Here is a 21,366-nt window from a genome sequence, read left to right as displayed (position 1 = left end):
CACTTCCTACTTATATTCTGTTTGGGCTTACGCCCAAACTTTAATGTTTTAATGCTCGCATTGGTGTCGAGTTTATTAACTGTCTCATTGGGTAAATCGCCGTGGCTAACGCAAAAGCCAACATGGTAACAATCACTACAAACAACCAGCTGGATTTTGCCAACAACCAATCTGACGAAACACTTATATAAAATCCCGCAACAACCATAATGGCAGCCAACATCGCCACTAGCATCGGCGCGATGGTATCTGACAATAACAACCGATATAAGCGGTGTCGTTTGGCACCAAGTGCCATTCGCATCCCAAACTCGTAGCGTCTTTGTTGAAAGCTATAGTTAAGCACACCGTAAATGCCCACCCCAGATAACAACAAACAAAAACCACAAAGCGCAAAGCTTAGCAGTAAAGTCAGGCGCTCCAAATAGGTAATGCTCTGATATGTCTTTGTTAAGTTTAAAAAACGCCATATTCCCGCCTGACCATTCACGGCGCTGATGGCATTTTGGATCTGAGCGCGAGTAAGTGATGCTCCCGGTTCCATTTCTATCATAAATGGATAACCCAAAGGCAGCGCGGGTAGCCAAACGGTTTTACCTTGAAGTTCATGATGACGTTTAGGGTAATTGAAGTTTTTTGAAATACCTACGATTTCAGCAGGTACATCTGGGTTAAAAATAAAATACGTTTCACCAATCACATCCCCATCTGGTTTTAACGCCTGTGCCGCAGCCCAAGAAACAATAGCCTCTTCCTTTTCGCCTCGAATTGCAGCTTCGCTAAAAGTGCGCCCGGCAACGAGCTCAAGCCCAGTTAATGCAAAATAATCCGGCCCAACGTTACCTCTAACCATGCTCGGTGTCCATTCACCCGCCATATCTTGCATAGCAACCACAGGGACATCGCTTTGTAATGGACTTTCTCCATGGGCTACGCCTAACACGCCCGGAATGTTAGTCAGCGCGAGTTTGAATCTTTCAATATTGGCGTAACGCGCGGGAAATGGAGTGGGATCTGCGGGAATATGTAGCATCACGCTATACATATTGTCCAACTTTGTTCCGAGCGGTCTAAGCAAGGTATCGGCGCTTTTACACAACACTAAGGTCGCCCCAAGCACCAACACAGTGGTAAAAAACAGCTGTACCGCAACCAGTGTTTTTGTCGTCGCTATGCGTACCGCTTTTACGCTGCCTTTACCTGACGACTGCATGCTTTGCTTAAGCTGGCTAAAATCAATCATGCGTGAGGTGACAAACGCAAACAATAAAGCCAATAACAGTACGGTTAGGATAGCACTGAGCAGTACAGTGGTATCTAAGGTTAAGGTATCAATCAGCGGCAAATAACCACTGGTGAGCGATTTAACTAACCTCAGCTCCCACGCGGCGATAAATAACCCCACCAGCACAGCGCCTGACACCAATAACAGCGCTTCTAGCAAAATTCCACGAAACAACAGCTTACGCTTCGCACCGAGCATAGCTTGTAAGGTCAGTTGCTGCTGGATGGTGTGAGCTCGAGAGATAAACAAATTACTCACATTAAAAATTGCGATGAGTACCAAGCATGACACACTCAACAACACGATAATGGCAAGCTTGTCATGTCCCGCCAGTTCTACGTCACGGTACGAACGTACTATAGGTTCAATATCAAGTAACGCTTCGTCAGCCGATTTCCATTCGCTTTGGTGCAGTTGAGCATTTTGATATAGCTGCTCTGCGAGGATATCCTGACCACTATTGACTGGTAATATCGCCATTAACTTCAAGTTGTTTAGTCTGCTACTCCACGGATGATACTCGCCGCGCTGATCACCAAAAAATCGCTCATCTTCAGAAAAACTAAGCCACAGCGCCCCATTTCCTTCACTTAAAAAGTAAGGGTCAATATGCGTACGCGCAGCAACACCGACGATGGTGTACAGTCTGCCAACAATCCGCAAACTCTCCCCAAGCACATTGTCATCACCATTGAAGTATTGTTGCCAAAGTTTATAGGAAATAATGACCTCTGGATTTTTCTGGCTAATACTTTTCGTCGGCGTTAGGTATCGCCCCAGTGCTAGCGGCATTTTCACCATACTAAAATAATCCGAACTTGCAAAAGTCAGCGTAAGCTTTGGCTTGCCAGCTAGATTTTCAACCACATCGGAAAAGCTACTGATCAAAGCTCGTTTTTCAAATATGGAGGGGATCTGATACCAGTTCAGCATATTTTGAAAGCTTTGCAACCCTTCAGACGCCCTGTCTTGGTATACGTTTTTTTGTTCTACCACCACAAATCGCGATTCATTTTCAATCTCAAGCGGCTTAATAAAAAAGCCACTAAACAGACTCAATGCGACAAAAAAGCAGCTTAACGCGAGTGCCAACGTTAGTACTAGCGTGATACAAAAATTCGGTACTTGAAGCAAACTTTTGATTGCCAGCCCTAGTTGACGCCGAAGTTGCAAAAACCCCATTACACCACCTCCGCAGTACAAATATCGCGTTTTGCAACGCTTGATGAAACCTGTACACCATCTAAAAGCTGAATTTGCCGCTTGGCATAACCTGCATAGCGAATATCGTGCGTCACCATGCAAATGGTTGTGCCTTGCCTATTCAACTCTCCCAGCAAGGCCATTACCGCATCCCCATTTTTAGAATCGAGGTTTCCAGTTGGTTCATCAACTAATAAGATACTTGGCTCGCCTGCAAGCGCACGCGCAATAGCCACTCGCTGCTGCTGTCCACCAGATAGTTGGTTTGGTTTATGTTTTGCTCGGTGAGACATTTCAACTTGCTTAAGCGCGCCCATCACACGGCGCTCAATTTCGTCAGTCGCAAGCGCAGGCTCTCGATACTGAAGCGGTAAAGCCACATTATCAAATACCGTTAACCCATCCAGTAGATTAAATGACTGAAAGACAAAACCGATATGCAAATTACGCAGCTCTGCTTGCGTGTCTGCGTCTAGCGTACTGGTTTCTATATCTTGGATGCGATAGCTGCCCGACGTGATGTCATCTAATAGTCCAAGAATGCTCAATAGAGTGGATTTTCCCGATCCTGACGGGCCAGTTATCGCAACATAATCGCCCATTTCAATTTCAAGGTTAATGTTGCTAATGGCGTGAGTTTCAACATCCTCGCCAAAGAACACTTTGCTCACTTGATGTAATGCCAAAATTGTCTTGTCCATTTGTTCTTCCTTTACCGATTGAGTGATTTAATTGTTATTTTTTCTAGGTGCTGGTAGTCAGACATTTCTGACACCACCACTTGCTCACCGGATACACCGCCTTCGAGTACTTCTATGGCATTGCCGGCTAGTTTACCAAACTTGAAACTTTTTTTGATAAGCATGTTGTTTTGTTTATCTAAAACAAATAATTGACTCTGAGATTGTGGAGTTGCACGCGGTGGCTTAATAAGTGAAAGTGCGGCGGTCTTTTTTGCTGTAAAAATTTGCCCTTCAACAGTCAAAAGTGGGCGAGCATTGCTTGGCAGCTCCCCAAGCAATGCCAGCTCTATCGCAATACGCCCGTCTTGTACGATGGGCACAATGCGGCTAACCTTTGCCTCAACCTGACCAACAAAGGTGTCTACTACTGCTCGTTGACCTAAGATAATCTCGCTTGCTTCTCGCTCTGGCACCAGTAAGTCGGCTACCAAAGTTCGCTCACTGCCCACCACAGCTAGCGCCTGCCCGCGTGTAATTGCTTGACCTTGACTAACATGTACTTGCTGCAACATGCCGCTGATCCCCGCAGTGACTTGTAATTGCTCCACCGCCTGAAGCGCGACCTGATAGCTCAGCTCATATTCTTTTAATAGTTCTAGTTCAATCTCAATTCTTTGCTTGTGTAATGCACTGGTTTGGCTAAGTTGCAGCTGAGCGAGCTTTACTCGCTCGCTTAACTGAGCAACAGTTAAGCTTGAGCGCTGATGATCTAAGCTTGAAACTATGCCTTGAGTAACTAATTGGCGCTCAGCCTGTTCTCGCAATTTGGCATTTTCAAGCTCACTGCTGAGTAGGGTATTTTGTCCTTTCAATACTAGTCGCTCACTTTCTTGGCTTAGCCTTAACGCTTCAACATTGGCCTTTTGCCTAGCGAGTACTAGTCTTTCTCGGTGGAGTTGCTGAGTTAACTCAGGATTGGTTAACTGTAAAATAACGGTGTCTGGCTCTACCCTACTGCCTGGAAGATGCAGTATGGTTTCAACTTGAGCTGCAAATGCGGTCGTGATCTCTCTACTGATCTTTGAGCGTAACCTTCCATAGCCTTTAACACTAAATTCTATTGGCCCGGATTGAATAGAGGCAAACTTGAGTGTTTCTACATCTAGCTGGTGCTTGTCCGGTAAGAACAACATACCAAAGAGTATAATTAGGGTGACAGTCACAATTAATCGCCACCTAAAAGCCTTGACAGGTGGTTTTGTCAGAGTCGTTTTAATATCCATCGCTTCACTGTATTAATTTTTTATACGTAAAAGCGACATCCATGCCAAAGTTAAGCAATTGATTTATTGTGTTTTTTGATTTTTTGTTTGTGTTTCTTTCCCAACAGTGGGACTGTGGCAGAGCTTTTCTGGGAATTTTTGAAGTAAATAATGAATTGGAAGTCTAGAAAGTAACTCTTAGTTACGCTTTAACTTGGTCATAGTTAGAGGTGTATAACCGATGTAAGCTACACACCTATGATAGGTCGCGAAGTTTACAGCAAACTAGAGTGTCTTCCAGACCAAGATATTGTCCCCACGTCTAACACAACGCTGCACGACATCGCCGATATAGTGTTTTGCGCCTTCAGAGAATTGTTTATCTGCGTAGTAGCAAAACTTTGTTGAGTCGTAAGTTTTTGCTTGTTTGTTATTTACTTCAACATTATTCGCTTCAGCAGCAATTGAAAAAACAGGTGCTAATAGCAAAACTGAAAAAATATATTTTATCATTTTAATTTCCTTTTTATTCAGCCCACAAAGCCTATGGGGTGTTTCATTTACATGTTAAGACGGGTATATCAACCGCAACAGCCAAGCTCTTATTACATTTCAACCTGCTCAGAAATTACCTAAAACAACTTAAAAGCAATAAAAACTGACTAATTTTAAATCGTACCTATTTCAATTCCAATGTCAATTATTTAACACCGACCACCGAATTCTAAAACTCTATAGAAGTCTTTAAGAATGATGCTAATCATATTAACACTGGCCCTATTGAACTATATTTTATGTCTATATACGTGGAGGTATTCTTAGACTCTAATACTATAATCGCCAAATCGCTTTAAAGGTTTTGCTCGCCAAATAGAAAAATAACAGCGGCATCAATACTAACTTCAGTAGCAAAAGCGATACCACGTTTAAGAAGTCGATAAAGAGTGACTCAGCAGCGTCGAGCATATCGTTAATACCACTAGAAACGGCTTTAATTGCTCGACTTAACGTCCCCTCATTACTACCGTGTAGCTGCTCATTGAGCCTTTCTATTTGTTGTTGATGTTGATCTTTCTCTCTATTAATAAGTGCAATTTGAGTATCAATTTTAGCCTTATCACTAGCCAATCGTTGTTGCTTTTCAATCAGTGGCTTAGCCTCTTCACTTTTGGTAAATGTTAGCCACTCGGATAAACTACGGTTTGCTTGAGCCGCTTCAATATCACCTTCCAGCGCGGTAATTTCAGCATGTAGCTCGGTAGCTTCACCATGAAGACGGATCTGTTGTTTTGTCAATAACGCTATTTGTTCACTATGGCTTTGCTTTTGACCGGTGATTTGGGCCTTTATTTTTGCACTTTGCGCACTGGTCTTTGTTGCTTGAGATTGGAAGAGATCAACACTGCTCGACACAACTTCACTTTGTTTATTTATTTCTTGGTCCAGTAAGAGTTGGCTAGTGAGACCTGTCGATAGAATTACAAAGGGAACCACAAAACGGATCAATAGCATCGTGGCTAATATTTTAGTTCTAACCGTTTGCCAAAGCCCTAGATAGCAGCACACGAAATATCCAATTACCGTGACAGTAAAAGCGACACTAAACAATACATGAGTAGAAATGGTGTAGAGAATTCGTTGTATAAACAAAGAGCCAATGGCTAGTTGCATCACATCAGAAATGTATTCAGCTAAATCATTGATAGGATCGAGTAGCTGCGCAGGCTGAATGCTTGCAACACCAATCCCAACCTCGGCAGATTGCAACAAAGAAATAGCGCCATTTACTGTACGTGCTGAAGCATAGACGAGTGAAGATTGTAGCAGCGCTCCATCAATGAACTCCGTCATGGTGAGATTGAAAGCTGATGACCAACTTAATACCACCAAGATAGTAAGTAATACAAATTTACCTATTTTAGCCCAGACCATCTACATACACACCTAGAATGCTAAAGGTTTAGTATTGATGAACAAAGCTTAACTAAAACTGATCTTACTTGTGATTTTCTGGATAATTGGCTACCACAGATAATGTCCGCTTTACAAATGTATTCAGCGCCCGCTCTGGAAGAAAGGGTTGTCGCCCTTCAAGATTAAACTGTGATAATAAGCGCTTAATCTCCTCATCGTTCTTTATTTGCTCAACCGACTTACCCGCTTGATTCAAAATCTTCACCCGCTCAACCAAAGCGAATGTTTGAATTCTATGTTCTTCGAGTTCTCTTTTCGATGTAGGTTTGCCATGACCTGGCACAATCAACGTATTTTGATCGCCAATCGATAAAAGTAAGTCTACCGCTTTATTAAAACCCGTTAAGCCCCCAGCATAAAATGTTGGATGCCAGTTTGTGGTGTAAATGTCCCCGGTGAATAAAATATTGCTCGTGGGGTGATAGAGAATGTTGTCATTGGCGGTATGTGAAACGGCTTGAGTATGCTTTATCACCCCAAGCTCCTTTAACCCTTGTGGGCTGTCAATAAGTGTAAAACCCTGTTGTTGGAAAAAAGCATTACCACCAGTGTGATCCGAATGACTATGCGTATTTAGCAGGTATTTTTTCTCGGTCTGAAAGCTATTCTGTATCAAATCATTGAGCTTTGGCAAATCCGCATCTTCAGCTGTGGGGTCAATGATCACCACTCCCCTTTTCGTTGCAAAGATCCCAATGTTTGTGCCATAACTTTTATCTCTAACGACTTTTGCTGTGTCAGATTGATAAAGCACTTCAAACTCACCGCTATAAGTTGGCTGAGCAACAATTAAGCCCAATAAGATGAACCCCGTAATAGACCGCATTTCACACTCCTTTCTACATTAGACTGTTCACGTTATAGCCATTATGACTTCTTTACAAGCCTGTTGCTCCACCAGCCTACTTTCCTCTCGCTTTTATGGAGCGGCCGGGCTTTTCCTCAAGCGGTTTATCTGGCCATCGGTGTTTTGGATATCGACCACGCATTTCTTTGGCCACCTCAAAATAAGAAGTTTGCCAAAAGTTGCTTAAATCACTGGTGGTTTGGATTGGCCTTTTCGCTGGAGATAACAGCTCAAATCGCACTGCGACTTGACCATTGGCGAGCGTTGGCGACGTCAATTGACCAAACATTTCTTGTAACACCACAGAAACGGTTGGCCCTTGGTGCTCATCGTAGCGGATCGCGACTCGCTTATCGCTTGGCGTAACATAAAACTCAGGTGCTTGCGCTTCGAGTTGCTGTTGCTGCTCCCAAGTGAGTGTCGCTTGAAGCAGGTTAAAAATATCCAGTTGCTTCAGTTGTTTGATAGTGTTTACGCCCGTCAAATAGGGCAATAACCAAGTATCAAGCTGCGCTATCAAACTTGACTCAGATATCTGTGGGAAGGTATTCAATTGTTCACTTAACCATTTAGCTCGAGCGAGCCAAGCGTGACTTTTTACCGACCAATTGAGCAAACCAAGTCCTTCCGATGTGAGAATATCCTTCACACATTGGGCAAACGCTTCTTTGGGGATCTGACTCAGGTTTTGCTCTTTTAATACCAGAGCATGATATTTAACTTGTTGCCGGCCCTGAATCGCCTCTTTTTTACTATCCAGTTGATACTGCACCACCTCACTCAAATATGGCGCTAGCTGCTCAAGTAATGTGCTCTTTTCGATTGCGCAGCTTAGAAATACCAAGCCATCCTTATTTTTGCCATCCACATCACAAACAATCAAATAAGCCTGACCTTGCAGCGGATCGCCGTCACGTAATGTCACCCCCCGACCATTCGCAAGTAAGTAGCGGTTGTCCCCTAAAGGACGTTTTTGTGCAGCTCTGTCAGGAAAGGCATGGAGCAATAAAGTAGGTGCTAAGGTTTGAATATCTACAAGGGTGATTGCTTCACTCTTGAGACTAATTCCCAGTCTGTGTGCAAATGATTTGGCCAATTTTACGGCCTGCTCTGCGACAGCTCTGTGCAAGCGATATGCTTTGGCGGCACGGGTACGGTCTTGCACAAACTCTACCAATGCCAATACTCGTTCACATACATCACTTGTGTTAGCTTGTACTAAAATATCTCGCTCGCTCAATATTGCCGCCAAAAAACAAGCAAGTTGTTGCGAAATTAGCGACTCACATCGCAGTAGCATGCAGGCAAGACGAGGCGAAACCCCCAGTTGTAGTGCACGCTGCCCAGCAGTTAACACTTTATTATGCGCATCGACCAAGCCAAGCGACTGATTCAATTGACAGGCCACCGAAAAATGTTGCACCGGTGGCGATGTTAGCCAATTCGCGTCCTTGTATTGTGTCACTCCCCACGCGCTGAGCTCTAACGCTAAGTCAGAAAGGTCAGTGGTGGTTATTTCTTCTGGCTGAAAGTCACTTAAATTATTATGCTCGCTTTCGCGCCAAAGACGTAAACAATGGCCCGCTTGTAGACGACCCGCACGCCCTGCACGTTGTGTTGCTGATGCCTTTGAGATCATCACCGTATCGAGCCGCGAGAGACCGCTTCTAACGTCATAGGTTAAGCGTTTTTCAAGGCCAGAATCTATAACCATAGTGATCCCGGTTATAGTCAAACTGGTCTCAGCAATATTGGTCGAAAAAATAATACGTCTTGATGCGCTGGCGCTTTTACTGAGTACTTTCTCTTGCTCAGATAAGGGTAACCCGCCGTACAAAGGCAGAAGCTCAATATTACTTTGGTCAAGCACTTGGCACGCCTCAATGCAGCGCTGAATATCAGCCTGCCCAGGAAGAAAAACCAATACATCACCATCGCTTTGTAGAGTGAAAGCGTGACGCAGCGCACTTAATACATGCTCCGCTAAGTAACGACTCGCTTTACCGACATATTCAATTTCAACAGGATAGGTTTTACCGGGGCAAGATAACCTTGGTGCACCATCCAGATAATTCGATAAAAGCTCGGTGTCTATCGTTGCAGACATCACCAGTAATTTGAGGTCGTCGCGATACGCTTGTTGCACTTCAAACGCGAGCATTAAAGCTAGATCCGCATGAATAGAACGCTCATGGAATTCATCGAAGATAATAAGTGCAACATCACTGAGTTCGGGATCCGCTTGAAGACGGCGAGTCAATACGCCTTCGGTGACGATTTCCAAGCGGGTGTTGGATGAAACACGTTGCTCGTTTCGGATTTGATAACCGACTCGCTCACCGACCGATTCCCCCAGCTGTTTGGCCAAATAGGTCGCGATAGATTTTGCAGCAACACGACGTGGCTCAAGCATAATAATTTTTTTACCGGAAAAAATATCAGCTTGCAGTAAACGCAGCGGCACTAAGGTCGATTTACCTGCGCCGGGCTCGGCTTGTAATACCAGACGGTTATCATTGTTTAAGGTGGAAATAATCTCGGGGATGAAGGCTTCAATCGGCAGCAAAACTATAGCGCTTTATTATTCTATCTTGTTCAATATGATACACCTAAACTGGATGTCTCCAAACAGCAGAATTCGCTTAACGAGTATTACAAGCATAAATAAGATCGGATAGATTTGACCACGTTTTTAGTTTGCCTGCTTGTAAATATGAGCGTAGATTTTGCACCATGTGCTCTGCCGGACTCTGTACTTCCTCGTCTCCAGTGTGCACGCCAACCCAGGCATTACGATGAGATTCTTTCGCAAGATATAAGCCACCGTCGGCTAACTCTAACACATGTTCCCAGTTAAGCTTGTCTGGTTGTGTTGGGTCAAACGGGAATGGAGCAAAGCCAATTGAACAAGTACAGTTGATAGTTTGATCGTTCACCACAAATGGATAGCTCTCCACTTGGCGACGGATCCGTTCTGTCACTTCGTGCGCAGCCGCTCTGTCCATATCCGGCATCACCAACAAAAACTCTTCCCCACCCCAGCGCACTAATATATCTGACTCTCGTGTGCATTGTTTGAGGATTTCAGCAAAGTCTTGCAACACGATATCTCCTGCGGCATGGCCAAAACTATCATTGATATTTTTAAAGTGGTCGATATCAATAATCACAAAAATTAGATCGGCATTCTGTTGTGTTTGCGGAATTTGCCACTTTTGCCTGTACACTTCAATGGTGCCATCGATCACGCTAAAAAAATGATGCCGATTACTCAGACCGGTCAAGCTATCGGTGAAACTAAGGGTTTGTAACCGCTTATTTCGCTCTGCGAGTTCCTCAGTACGCTGCGCAACCTGACTTTCTAACAGCTTGGTGTAAAGGCGATTTTGCCAACGCCAATAAAAGACCAGCGCTAAGGTAAATACAAGCAGGACTATCAATAACCAACGCTGCTGGCTTAATCTTGCATTTTCTATCTGTTGCTGATGCGCCATAATCTGCTTTGCCTGCTGGGCATTGTCTCGCTCAAGCTCATTAAGTGCCTGCTTTTGTTGGGCAAGAGAATATTGCGCTTCTAGCTTAAGTAGTTTGTTATTACGCTTTTGCAAATTCAGTGACTGCTCGGTAACGGCATAGCGTTTTAAATAACGATGCGCTTGCTGATAGTCTCCAAGCTGAGCATAGGCTGAGGCCAGTATCCACTGCAACTGAGATTGAAAAAGTAAAAAACGTGTGCCGAGTGTATCTCTCAGCCCAGCCTGAGCTAAATCAATTGAAGTTGCAAAATCGCCACTTTGTAAAGCCACTCTGGCACGCTGCACTGCCGACATAATCCGCATTCTTTGGTTTTGAACCAAATAACCCGCATTGTCTAATTCATCTAGAATTTGCTTGGCTGGTAAATATTCCCCGAGCTGTAAATGAGCCCAAGAACGCGTCAGCTTTAACTGCGCAAGCGTCTCCTGCCGAATGCCTGAAATCTCTGGTACGAAAGAAGACTTAAGCGCTAAACGATAAGCGCCCTTATCCATATTCAAGCGCGACTGCCATAAACTGATATCGGCTTTTACCTGGGCATTATCATCAATTTGCTCAGCCAGCAATGAGGCTTTATCTAAATAGCGCTGCGCTAACTCATAGCTCTCTAAGTCAATATCAAGGTGAGCGATGGCGAGATAGGTGTTTGCCTTTAAAAATGTATTATTATCGGCTTCGGCCAACTGCAACGCTTGTTGGTGCAAGTCCAAACCATCCTCAAACTCACCAAAGTGTTGAACTATACTACCCTCTAACAGTAATGCTTTGATTTGCAACGGCTTATTACCTTGCGCACGCGCTTGCTCTCGAAGAGCTCTGATGTCCGGTAATAAAGACAAGTCATAATCTTGTTCAGCCGACATTTGTAGCGCATTTAAGTTGCGCTGTATTTGTTCCGATGATTCGTAAGCAAAACCACAAAATGTAATTAGCGCACTTACCAATATGCAAAGCGATACCACAGCTGGCTGCATTAGTCCCCCCCCACCAGCATTTCAGCGTTAGCCACCTGCCAATTCGCCACTTTTTTGTTGATAAAACCAGATTCTGTCAATGCCCGTTTGATCACGCCTCGTCGTTTAAGTATTTTTAACCCACGATTGAGTGCCGCAAATATTTGCACGCCTTCAGGATGATTTTTACTGACGACAAAATGCCGAGAGTCTGGCAAGACAACCTTAATATTTTCGATTGGGACATATTCTTTACCTTCAAAATTTAAAGTTAAAGAATCACTCACGCTAAAATTAATCAACATAGTGTCGACGACATCACTTTCTACCATTGCCAACATAGTTTCCCACGGGCCAATAAAGCTCACCATGTGTAAATCTGTATTCATCAAGGCACGCCAATCCACTTCCCATTGCGGGTTAGATACCACATTCAGCTGCCGAAGCTGTGAAAGCGGCGTTTGCTGCAGTGCGACATTACGCTTGGTGACGTAAAGCCCAGCTTCGTAATCTCCTACTTCAACAAGCGGATCTGAGATAAATAATGAGCCGCGATAGTCCACGATATTTTCATGCCAAACACTGCGAGCAAGGATTAAACTTTCCCCAGCGATCAGATCGGAAAACTCTAAAATATTCACCGAAGGTTTTGGATTAAATACAACTTTGCGCGTCTCACCACCAAGAAACAAGGCCTGCTGTAGTAACACCATTTCGATGATTTCAATATGCGAACCTTTGGTGGTTGGAAAAAAAGAATCAACGTCTAAAACGTCACGACCAGCAAGAAAGTGCTCATAACGCTGACTGAAATTTTCGCTACTGATAATGTCAACAACCAGCTGATTGCTCCCCCAACAGAGATTGGAAATAAAAAGGAGTGAAAACAGCCACTTCATCTTCATTGTTGAGTAAAGCCTTATTATTAACAGTTATTCAACTCAGTATACTTGAATTTAGCGTGCTCTGTTAACTACTAAACAACATATTCTAATGAATTTGGATTTGAAATTTATCAGCTCGCCAATAAACGTTAAAACTCACAAAGTGAAAGCAATGAAAAGCCCAGCTTAACTTAGGGCCTGTTTATCTTTCAAGTTTGTTTTTGCAGCAGTTTGATTGGTATTTATACAAGGCAGAGCCTGCGTAGCATAGTTGCTCTATGTGAGTCAGGCGATAACAAAGTAGAAATGCCAATCAAGCGCTGCCCTTTGGGTTCACCTGAGTACGCTTTGTTCATTGTTGCTCAACTTTTGCCTAGATTACTAGGCGGCAAGTCGAGCGTCGCGACCAAAACATACTCAGAAGAACAAAAATCAAACAGCAAAGGTCAACAGGCCCTAGTCTTGAATTAAGTTAAGCTAGGCTTCAATTCAGCTATTATGCCGTTTCATATCCTAAGTTAGGACCAAGCCAACGCTCCGCTTCTTCTAGCGACATCGCTTGACGCGCAGCATAGTCTTCTACTTGATCTCTTTGAATACTGGCAACGGCAAAGTACTTAGAATCTGGATGTGAGAAATACCAACCCGACACCGCTGCTCCCGGCCACATGGCGTATGAGCTAGTCAGCTTCATACCGATACGGTTTTCGACATCTAACAACTGCCAAATTTTTTGTTTCTCGGTGTGTTCAGGGCACGCTGGATACCCTGGCGCAGGACGGATCCCTTGATAGTTTTCACGGATAAGTTCTTCGTTACTTAGCGCTTCATCCGCTGCAAATCCCCAGTACACTTTACGCACTTGCTCATGTAAATATTCAGCAAATGCCTCGGCTAAGCGATCTGCGACCGCTTTAATCATGATCTTGTTGTAGTCATCTTGCTTGGCATCAAATGCATCTGCTAAGTCATCTTCTTCAAGACCACCAGTGACGGCAAATGCACCGAAATAATCAGGTGTGCCTTTAGGTGCAATATAATCCGACAAACAATAGTTAGGGAAATCGGTTTTTTCGGTTTGCTGACGCAGCTGACATGACGTAACCAAGACTTCGCTGCGCGACTCATCGGTATAAATTTCAATATCATCACCCACGCGGTTAGCAGGGAACAATCCAATCACACCCAGTGGCTGTAAAGTGCCCGCTTGTTCTAACTGATCTAACATGGCATTGGCATCATGAAACAGTTTTTGCGCCTCTTCACCAACCACTTCGTCTCGTAGAATACGTGGATATTTACCGGCCAATGACCAGGTCATAAAAAATGGCGTCCAGTCAATATAATCACGTAGCGTTTTAATGCTCACGTCTTTAAACTCGGTGATCCCCAACTTATTTGGCACCGGTGGCGTGTAGCTTTGCCAATCAAGTTTTACCGCATTATCGCGCGCACGCGCCAAAGTAACCGGTTTTGAACGTGGCTTTTTGCGCGCCTGCTGCTCCCGTACTTTGACGTATTCGTCCGCTGTTTTTGCTAAAAACTCTGGCTTTTGGGTTTTACTTAGCAGGCTAGATACCACACCAACCGCACGACTGGCGTTATTGACGTAGATCACACCTTTATCGTACTGAGGTTCAATTTTAACCGCCGTATGCGCTTTCGATGTGGTTGCACCACCAATGAGTAGAGGAATATCAAAGCCGCGACGCGTCATTTCTTTCGCAACATGCACCATTTCATCAAGGGATGGCGTAATAAGGCCAGACAGACCAATGACATCAGCGTTTTCGTCAATGGCCGTTTGCAGAATTTTCTCTGCTGGCACCATCACACCCAAGTCCACGACTTCGTAGTTGTTACATTGCAGTACCACGCCCACAATGTTTTTGCCAATGTCGTGTACATCGCCCTTAACCGTGGCCATGATCACTTTACCGTTACTAGAGCCTTCTTCTTTTTCGGCCTCAATGTAAGGGTCAAGATAGGCAACCGCGCGCTTCATCACTCGAGCAGATTTCACCACTTGAGGCAGGAACATTTTGCCCGCGCCAAACAAGTCGCCAACCACGTTCATGCCATCCATCAGTGGCCCTTCAATCACTTGAATTGGCTTATCAAACTGTTGGCGACAGGCCTCGGTATCCTCGTCGATAAACTCGGTGATCCCTTTAACTAAGGCGTGCTCCAAGCGTTTTTCAACTGGCCAAGAACGCCACTCTAAATCTTCCTGTTTTTCGGCTTGCGCCATGCCCGAGTATTTAGGCGCGATCTCAACCAATCGTTCGCCAGCACCGGCGTCGGTATTGAGGATCACATCCTCAACGGCATCACGGAGCTCTTTTGGAATATCGTCATACACGGCTAACTGACCGGCATTGACGATCCCCATATCCATGCCTGCTTTAATCGCATGGTAAAGAAACACAGAGTGGATCGCTTCACGCACCGGGTTGTTACCACGGAATGAGAAGGATACGTTAGATACACCCCCTGACACTTTACAGTGTGGCAGGTTTTGCTTAATTCTGCGCGTGCCCTCGATAAATTCTACGGCGTAGTTATCGTGTTCTTCGATACCCGTAGCGACCGCGAAAATATTAGGGTCAAAAATAATGTCTTCAGGTGGAAACCCAAGCTCGTCAACCAAGATTTTGTAAGAGCGCTGACAGATCTCAAACTTTCGTTCTGCGGTTTCCGCTTGACCAACTTCATCAAATGCCATCACCACCACAGCAGCACCAAAGCGCTTGATGATTTTGGCTTGGTGGATAAATGGTGCCTCACCCTCTTTTAAGGAGATTGAGTTTACAATGGCTTTACCTTGAATACATTTCAGACCCGCTTCAATGACTTCCCATTTAGACGAGTCGACCATGATGGGGACTTTAGAAATATCCGGCTCTGACGCTATCAGATTAAGAAACTTCACCATCGCAGCTTTTGAGTCCAACATGGCTTCATCCATGTTGATATCGATCACTTGCGCGCCGCTTTCAACCTGCTCTCTGGCAACATCCAGCGCGGTTTCGTAATCTTCTTCTAAAATTAAGCGCTTAAATTTTGCCGATCCCGTTACATTGGTACGTTCACCGACATTGGTAAATACTGCTGTTTGTGTCATGGTGAATTCCTAATTTAAGTTACAGGCTTCAAGACCTGCCAAACGCATCCGCACTTCGATGTTAGGCAAGCTACGCGGCTGGGTTTGCTCAAGGCCTCTCGCGAAGGCGCGAATATGTTCGGGCGTGGTGCCACAGCAGCCGCCAACAATATTGATAAATCCTTCATTGCCCCAATCGATAATCTCTTTTGCCATGTCATCGGCTTCTAGGTCGTATTCACCAAACTCGTTAGGAAGCCCTGCGTTTGGATGTACAGAGGTAAAGGTCTCACAAACCCGTGACAGCTCTTCTACATACTGTCTTAATAAATCTGGGCCTAGCGCGCAGTTGAGGCCAATAGAGATTGGCTTAATATGACGAATGGAGTTATAAAACGCCTCGGTGGTTTGCCCTGAAAGCGTGCGACCGGAAGCGTCGGTAATTGTGCCCGAGATCATAACAGGCAGAGTGACGCCCGCTTGCTCGAACGCTTCTTCTACACCGTAAGACGCGGCTTTGGCGTTGAGCGTATCAAAAATCGTTTCAATCAAAATAAGGTGCGCACCGCCTTCAATAAGGGCAAGCGTTGATTCGACATAGGCTGCAACCAACTTGTCAAAAGTGATATTGCGAAAACCAGGGTCGTTTACATCTGGAGAAATCGAACAGGTTTTTGACGTTGGGCCAAGTACACCTGCCACATAGCGAGGCTTGCTGGGATCTTTGGCGGTAAATTCATCACATACCGCACGTGCAAGCTTCGCCGATTCAAGATTAATCTCGCGACTTAGGCTTGCCATGTCATAATCTTCCATCGAGATGGTGGTGGCGTTAAAAGTATTGGTTTCAATGATATCTGCGCCAGCAGCTAGATAATCACGATGGATCTGTTTGATTATCTCAGGCTGCGTCAAACTTAGCAGATCGTTGTTGCCTTTGATAAGGACATGCCAATCTTTAAAGCGCTCACCACCATAGTCTTGTTCTTCTAATTTGTGCTTTTGGATCATGGTTCCCATTGCACCATCTAAGATCAGAATACGTTGCTGCATTGCTTGCTTAAGCTGCTCTGCTATTTGCTCACCGTTTACGGCTACATTATTCGGCATAATTGTTAGTCCTTACATCTTGGCTAACTAAGTTAATATCATAAGGTGTGGTTTGGTAAACATAGTAGTTTAACCAATTTGAGAATAACAAGAATGCATGGCTTTGCCATGTCTTAGATGGACGTTTGCTGGTGTCATTCTCAGGAAAATAGTTCTCAGGCTGCGGTGCGTTGGCCATTTTTTCACAGTCACGATGGTATTCTTTTTGTAGCGTATCGGCGTCGTATTCAGGGTGACCGGTAATATAGACTTGGCTGCCTGAGTGATTTTTAATTAAGTAAGCGCCCACTTTTTCAGAGCCTGCTAATACCACTAGGTCTTTACACGCATTAATTTTATCGATGTCGATGTGGCCGTAGCGTGAGTGTGGCACCAAAAACTCATCATCAAAACCACGAGTGAGCGCCCCGTGGTCAAAGTAACAGTGGTGTTTGAATACGCCGCAAAGTTTGTCATTTTTGAGCGCTCGCTTTAACCCATAATGGTGATACAAGCCAGCATGTGCGGCCCAACAGGAAAACAGGGTTGAAGTAACATGGTGCTCAGCCCAATCAAAAAATGCTTGCAATTCCTGCCAATACACCACATCGTCATATTCAAGATGCGCCAGCGGCGCGCCAGTGACGATCAAAGCATCATAGTTTTGATCTTTCACATCCGAAAAATAGCGATAAAACATATCTAGATGTTGTTCTGAGTTTTCAGAGCTGCGGTGGGTGTCTAGTCGCAACAAATCAACATTCACCTGCAAAGGGGTATTTGCCAGTAATCGGATAAATTGCACCTCAGTCTCCACCTTATTCGGCATCAAGTTTAATATCGCGAGCCGCATTGGGCGGATCTCTTGAGTTGATGCACGACTTTGTGGCATCACGAACACATTTTCATGACGCAATTGGGCAATGGCTGGGAGTTCGTCGGTGACGGTGATTGGCATGCGCTGCTCCAGACTAATCGAATGGCATTATTATGGACAAAAACTAGAAAATTTCAACCTCTAGATGTATGGACGTCTAAACATTAGTGGTAATAATTTGATTCCTTACCTCTCACTGATTATTTCAATTTATGTATACTTGCCACCATATTAATAAACACAAGAAACTTGAGATTTATGATTGGTATTGGCGAAGCAGCAGCGATTGCAGCGGCTGGGGTATGGGCTGGCTCAACCATACTGTACAAACGATTTAGCCATCACCTTAGTCCATTTGAGTTGAACGTCAGCAAAGGCGTCATCGCTTCAGCTTTGATGATCTTGTGTTTGCTCATCGCAGGTGATGCAATGTACCCGACCTTACCCTCGAGCTGGGGCTGGCTGATAGCAAGTGGGGTACTGGGCATAGCGATTGGTGACAGTGCCTACTTTGCCGCACTTAGAAATATAGGTCCTGCTCGCACTTTGGTTATTGAAAGTCTTGCACCTGCCATCGCGGGGATCTTAAACATTGTGCTCCTTGGTGTTTATCTCAGCGCATCCGCTTGGCTCGGCATTGCAGTGACAACCGTTGGCGTGATGCTGGCGATTAAGCCAAGTAGAAGCCAGCCAGTATTAGACAAAAAACATTATCTCTTGGGAGTCTGCTTTGCACTCACGGCTGCCATTTGCCAAGCTGCGGGTATGGTGCTTTCCAAAGGTGCGCTAAATAACGAAAGTATTAGTAGTTTGTGGGCGGCACTTATCCGCTTGGGATCCGGCACCCTATTTGTGGCCTTTATTGTTGTTTATTTGAAATCACAAAGCCTGTTTAAAGCACTCACACTTAAACAAATCGACGGTAAAAACTGGTTATTCATTGCAGTGTTTTTTGGCACCTTTATTGGACTGTGGCTACAGTTGATTTCCGTTAATCATACCGATCCCGCTATCGCACAAACCATCTTTGCAACGGCACCGCTCATGGTGATGACGATTGGACTACTGCGCAGAGAAGCGATTACTAAATCTATGATGTTTGGAGGCCTAATTGCTTTGGCTGGGGTATTTTTATTGCTAAAAGGATAGCCAATATCACACTTAATATGTGTGCATATTGGCCTCTATCTAATGAGTTGTATGCAACCGCCTGACCGTATCAAGTGCAATCTGGTCATACTGATAAATTTAAACATTTGGTGCTAACCAGTTGTGAAATCTCAAAAAGTAGTCTACCTAAGATTTATTAAAGGCAGACACGACTTTTTGTTATCACTATATTAATATGTAAAAACAATGTATCTAGACTAATATTTATGCCTTTGCTTGCTTTGTTTTTCGCATTACTGCTCGTTGTGTTACCGGCGCATGGTTCAGAATGCCCAAGTGCTAATAATGCTAACCTCACAAGCCAAATTTTGTCTTGTAAGCAACATCTTGAAACGCTTGAACCCAACGGTGCTCAAGCTTTTGATGCACATCTTGAGCTTGTGAGCTTGTATCGTCGAGCGGGTGACATAAAGCTCAGCAATCAAATACTGGATGAGTTGATGGCATGGAAGTTAACCACACTTCAGCGCTTTCAGGTGTTAAGACAAAGTGGTATTAATCGTTACCGCCAGCGCAATTATATTCAAGCGCTGGAGAGCTTCCACGAAGCGCAAACGCTTGCGGCTAAGTTGCAACAAAACGAACTCCTGGGTAAATCGGCAAACGATTTAGCTAATGCTTATCAGGCACTCGGAGATCTAGATACCGCCCTTACTTTATTTTTAGAAAGCTACCAAATAGCGAAAGCAACAAATGACCTGCAGAGACAAGCGATCACACTTAATAATTTAGGGAATGTGTCGAGGGATATTAATCAGTTGGATGATGCCATTCTCTCATTTCGTCAAGCCCATGCGCTCCACCAACAAGCCGGCGACCAGGTCAAAGCGAACCACACCTTGCTAAGCATAGCGGAAGTCTTCTACAAAAAGCGCGACTACAACAAAGCAACTGAAATCATTGAAGATTTACTTCAACCTTTGACACAAAGTGGCGCCTATACCCAATTGTCTCGAGCCTATTTATTATTGGCCGAAATTGCCATTGCTCAAAATCATATCGCTCAGGCACAACAGCAACTTGCTTCATTTAAACGTACTCGGCAACTAATTCAACACGGTAAAGTGGATCAGCGAGCACTGCTTATTGAAGCCAAACTCAAGCAGCTTGAGGGCGATAACCTAACTGCACAAACGTTACTTAAACAGGGACTTGAAGCACATAATCAGCAAAATAGTCAGCTTACCGAATTATTTTACATTGCCTTATTGCAGTCCCAGCTACAAACACACGCTTATAAAGAAGCAGTAGAGACCGCACAGCGTTATAATGACATGCTTAAAAGTAGTCGTGTACAGAGTGAAAACCTTTATCAATTTCGCCTTCAAAGCGCTAACGTCTTGACCGCGCCTAAGCGCCAAACAGAGACAAGCATGTTGTCTCATGTACTCGTCGGGTTTATCACATTTTTAGCAGGTGTTTTGGTTACTTACTGCTTTATTCGCAATACCGCCCGCGCCGATACTCATGGCGTGCACAGTAAACATACGAGCATTGATGAACAGGCCGCTAGACAATTAATGGTTGAGGTAATGACACTCACTTTGACGCTTTGGGAGCAAAGTAGTGGCAAAACTCGTGTCGAATTAGCGGAAGAAAGCAAAGTGTGGAAAGTGAATATCGATGATGGTCGCTTACGAGTGCGCACTCTTGAACGCTATCTTAATATCAAAACGCTGCCCAAAAAGCCGCGTATTCGAAATATTGTTACCACGGCACAATATGTACTCACTCAATGCCAAGACGCTAATTTCGATACTGCGCCCCTTTCTCAAAAAGTTGCACAACTGGAGCAAATCATAGCGTGCTCCAACGCTACTTGATATCTACAACAAAGGGGCTTTTGCCCCTTCTCTAGTTATCCGTCGCGGTCTCACATAAATAGCATGCTAAAGTCACGCCCATACCGGCATCATACTCTTGGTGATGACGGTCTCCTTTGAATTCAAAAGGTCCTTCAAAGCGTGGATACACTGTCATATCAGGTTTTAGGCTATTACTAAAGCCTTTCATATTATGATGTAGAGATTGACACATTTTATTACCCATATCATAAGCAAGTCGCCAATCATCAAACTGGCCACAATCTAGTTGTGGTGTAATACGACCAGGAATACTCTGCTTAGGACTGGTACAAACGTTACTTCCTTCACTATGTAAATATTTAAAGGTGCCAGCAGTTAATGTCATTTTACCTAGCAAAATCGTTTGCCGCTTTGGACATTTCGCCCCATCAGCAACTTCGAGCTGCGCTATCATTTCTGGGCTATGGGCTTGTACAAAGCTCGCAATCAAAGTTGCTCCCAATACTACTATTACTCGTCTCATAACTGTCTCCTTATTGGTTATGACACCGTTACTCGATTGCGAATGTACTCACGCTGAGACTCCAATAACGGCGATAGCAAAATCCTGCCTCAAGCGAATATTGATTGCAGCAAAAGTTACGGGGCAATTGGGTAAATTCGGGTAAAAATATAAGCAGACCTTTGATATTTA

15 protein-coding genes are annotated in these 21,366 nt (G+C 44.3%); 2 read left to right on the top strand and 13 right to left on the bottom strand.

The features are described 5' to 3' along the window. Positions 1 to 40: 40 nt before the first annotated feature. From PNC201_RS05300 to PNC201_RS05240, 12 genes are all read right to left on the bottom strand, one after another. A complete protein-coding gene (locus tag PNC201_RS05300) occupies positions 41 to 2,467 on the bottom strand; it encodes an ABC transporter permease (protein ID WP_102056411.1) in 2,427 nt (808 codons plus the stop codon). Next, positions 2,467 to 3,189, bottom strand: coding sequence for an ABC transporter ATP-binding protein (locus PNC201_RS05295; RefSeq protein ID WP_102056410.1), 723 nt, complete (start codon positions 3,187 to 3,189; stop codon positions 2,467 to 2,469). The genes PNC201_RS05300 and PNC201_RS05295 overlap by 1 nt, the downstream gene beginning before the upstream one ends. An 11-nt stretch (positions 3,190 to 3,200) precedes the next feature. Continuing rightward, positions 3,201 to 4,394: an efflux RND transporter periplasmic adaptor subunit gene (locus PNC201_RS05290; RefSeq protein WP_233525214.1), complete on the bottom strand. Its 1,194-nt coding sequence runs from the start codon at positions 4,392 to 4,394 to the stop codon at positions 3,201 to 3,203. 324 nt (positions 4,395 to 4,718) lie between these two features. Further along, a complete protein-coding gene (locus tag PNC201_RS05285) occupies positions 4,719 to 4,946 on the bottom strand; it encodes a DUF1496 domain-containing protein (RefSeq protein WP_010604090.1) in 228 nt (75 codons plus the stop codon). Between the two features lie 318 nt (positions 4,947 to 5,264). Further along, the gene (locus PNC201_RS05280; RefSeq protein ID WP_102056408.1) at positions 5,265 to 6,365 is read right to left on the bottom strand and encodes a hypothetical protein; all 1,101 of its coding nucleotides are present in this window, start codon (positions 6,363 to 6,365) and stop codon (positions 5,265 to 5,267) included. 64 nt (positions 6,366 to 6,429) lie between these two features. After that, positions 6,430 to 7,233: an MBL fold metallo-hydrolase gene (locus PNC201_RS05275; RefSeq protein ID WP_102056407.1), complete on the bottom strand. Its 804-nt coding sequence runs from the start codon at positions 7,231 to 7,233 to the stop codon at positions 6,430 to 6,432. 76 nt (positions 7,234 to 7,309) lie between these two features. Continuing rightward, positions 7,310 to 9,820 (bottom strand): ATP-dependent helicase HrpB, encoded by a 2,511-nt coding sequence (gene hrpB / locus PNC201_RS05270; protein WP_102056406.1) that lies wholly within the window; start codon positions 9,818 to 9,820, stop codon positions 7,310 to 7,312. 76 nt (positions 9,821 to 9,896) lie between these two features. Then, the gene (locus tag PNC201_RS05265) at positions 9,897 to 11,765 is read right to left on the bottom strand and encodes a GGDEF domain-containing protein (protein ID WP_102056405.1); all 1,869 of its coding nucleotides are present in this window, start codon (positions 11,763 to 11,765) and stop codon (positions 9,897 to 9,899) included. Beyond that, positions 11,765 to 12,649, bottom strand: coding sequence for a hypothetical protein (locus tag PNC201_RS05260; RefSeq protein ID WP_102056404.1), 885 nt, complete (start codon positions 12,647 to 12,649; stop codon positions 11,765 to 11,767). Before PNC201_RS05260 ends, PNC201_RS05265 begins: the two co-directional genes overlap by 1 nt. 475 nt (positions 12,650 to 13,124) lie before the next feature. After that, entirely contained in the window at positions 13,125 to 15,752 is a 2,628-nt protein-coding gene (gene metH, locus PNC201_RS05250) for a methionine synthase (protein ID WP_102056403.1), read from the bottom strand. A gap of 9 nt (positions 15,753 to 15,761) precedes the next feature. Further along, entirely contained in the window at positions 15,762 to 16,841 is a 1,080-nt protein-coding gene (locus PNC201_RS05245) for a homocysteine S-methyltransferase family protein (RefSeq protein ID WP_102056402.1), read from the bottom strand. Next, positions 16,831 to 17,778: a homoserine O-succinyltransferase gene (locus tag PNC201_RS05240; protein ID WP_102056401.1), complete on the bottom strand. Its 948-nt coding sequence runs from the start codon at positions 17,776 to 17,778 to the stop codon at positions 16,831 to 16,833. The genes PNC201_RS05245 and PNC201_RS05240 overlap by 11 nt, the downstream gene beginning before the upstream one ends. A 177-nt stretch (positions 17,779 to 17,955) precedes the next feature. On the opposite strand from PNC201_RS05240, the gene PNC201_RS05235 reads away from it, so the two are divergent. Both PNC201_RS05235 and PNC201_RS05230 read left to right on the top strand, forming a co-directional pair. After that, positions 17,956 to 18,846: a DMT family transporter gene (locus PNC201_RS05235; protein ID WP_102056400.1), complete on the top strand. Its 891-nt coding sequence runs from the start codon at positions 17,956 to 17,958 to the stop codon at positions 18,844 to 18,846. Between the two features lie 227 nt (positions 18,847 to 19,073). Next, positions 19,074 to 20,690, top strand: a complete 1,617-nt coding sequence (locus tag PNC201_RS05230; RefSeq protein ID WP_102056399.1) for a tetratricopeptide repeat protein — start codon at positions 19,074 to 19,076, stop codon at positions 20,688 to 20,690. 31 nt (positions 20,691 to 20,721) lie between these two features. Here the strand turns inward: PNC201_RS05230 and PNC201_RS05225 are convergent, their stop codons facing one another. Further along, entirely contained in the window at positions 20,722 to 21,195 is a 474-nt protein-coding gene (locus PNC201_RS05225; protein WP_102056398.1) for a hypothetical protein, read from the bottom strand. Positions 21,196 to 21,366: the final 171 nt, after the last annotated feature.

Origin of the sequence: Pseudoalteromonas sp. NC201 (genome assembly GCF_002850255.1) — a bacterium.
Taxonomy (GTDB): Bacteria; Pseudomonadota; Gammaproteobacteria; order Enterobacterales; family Alteromonadaceae; genus Pseudoalteromonas.
This window is presented reverse-complemented; position numbering and strand designations above follow the sequence as displayed.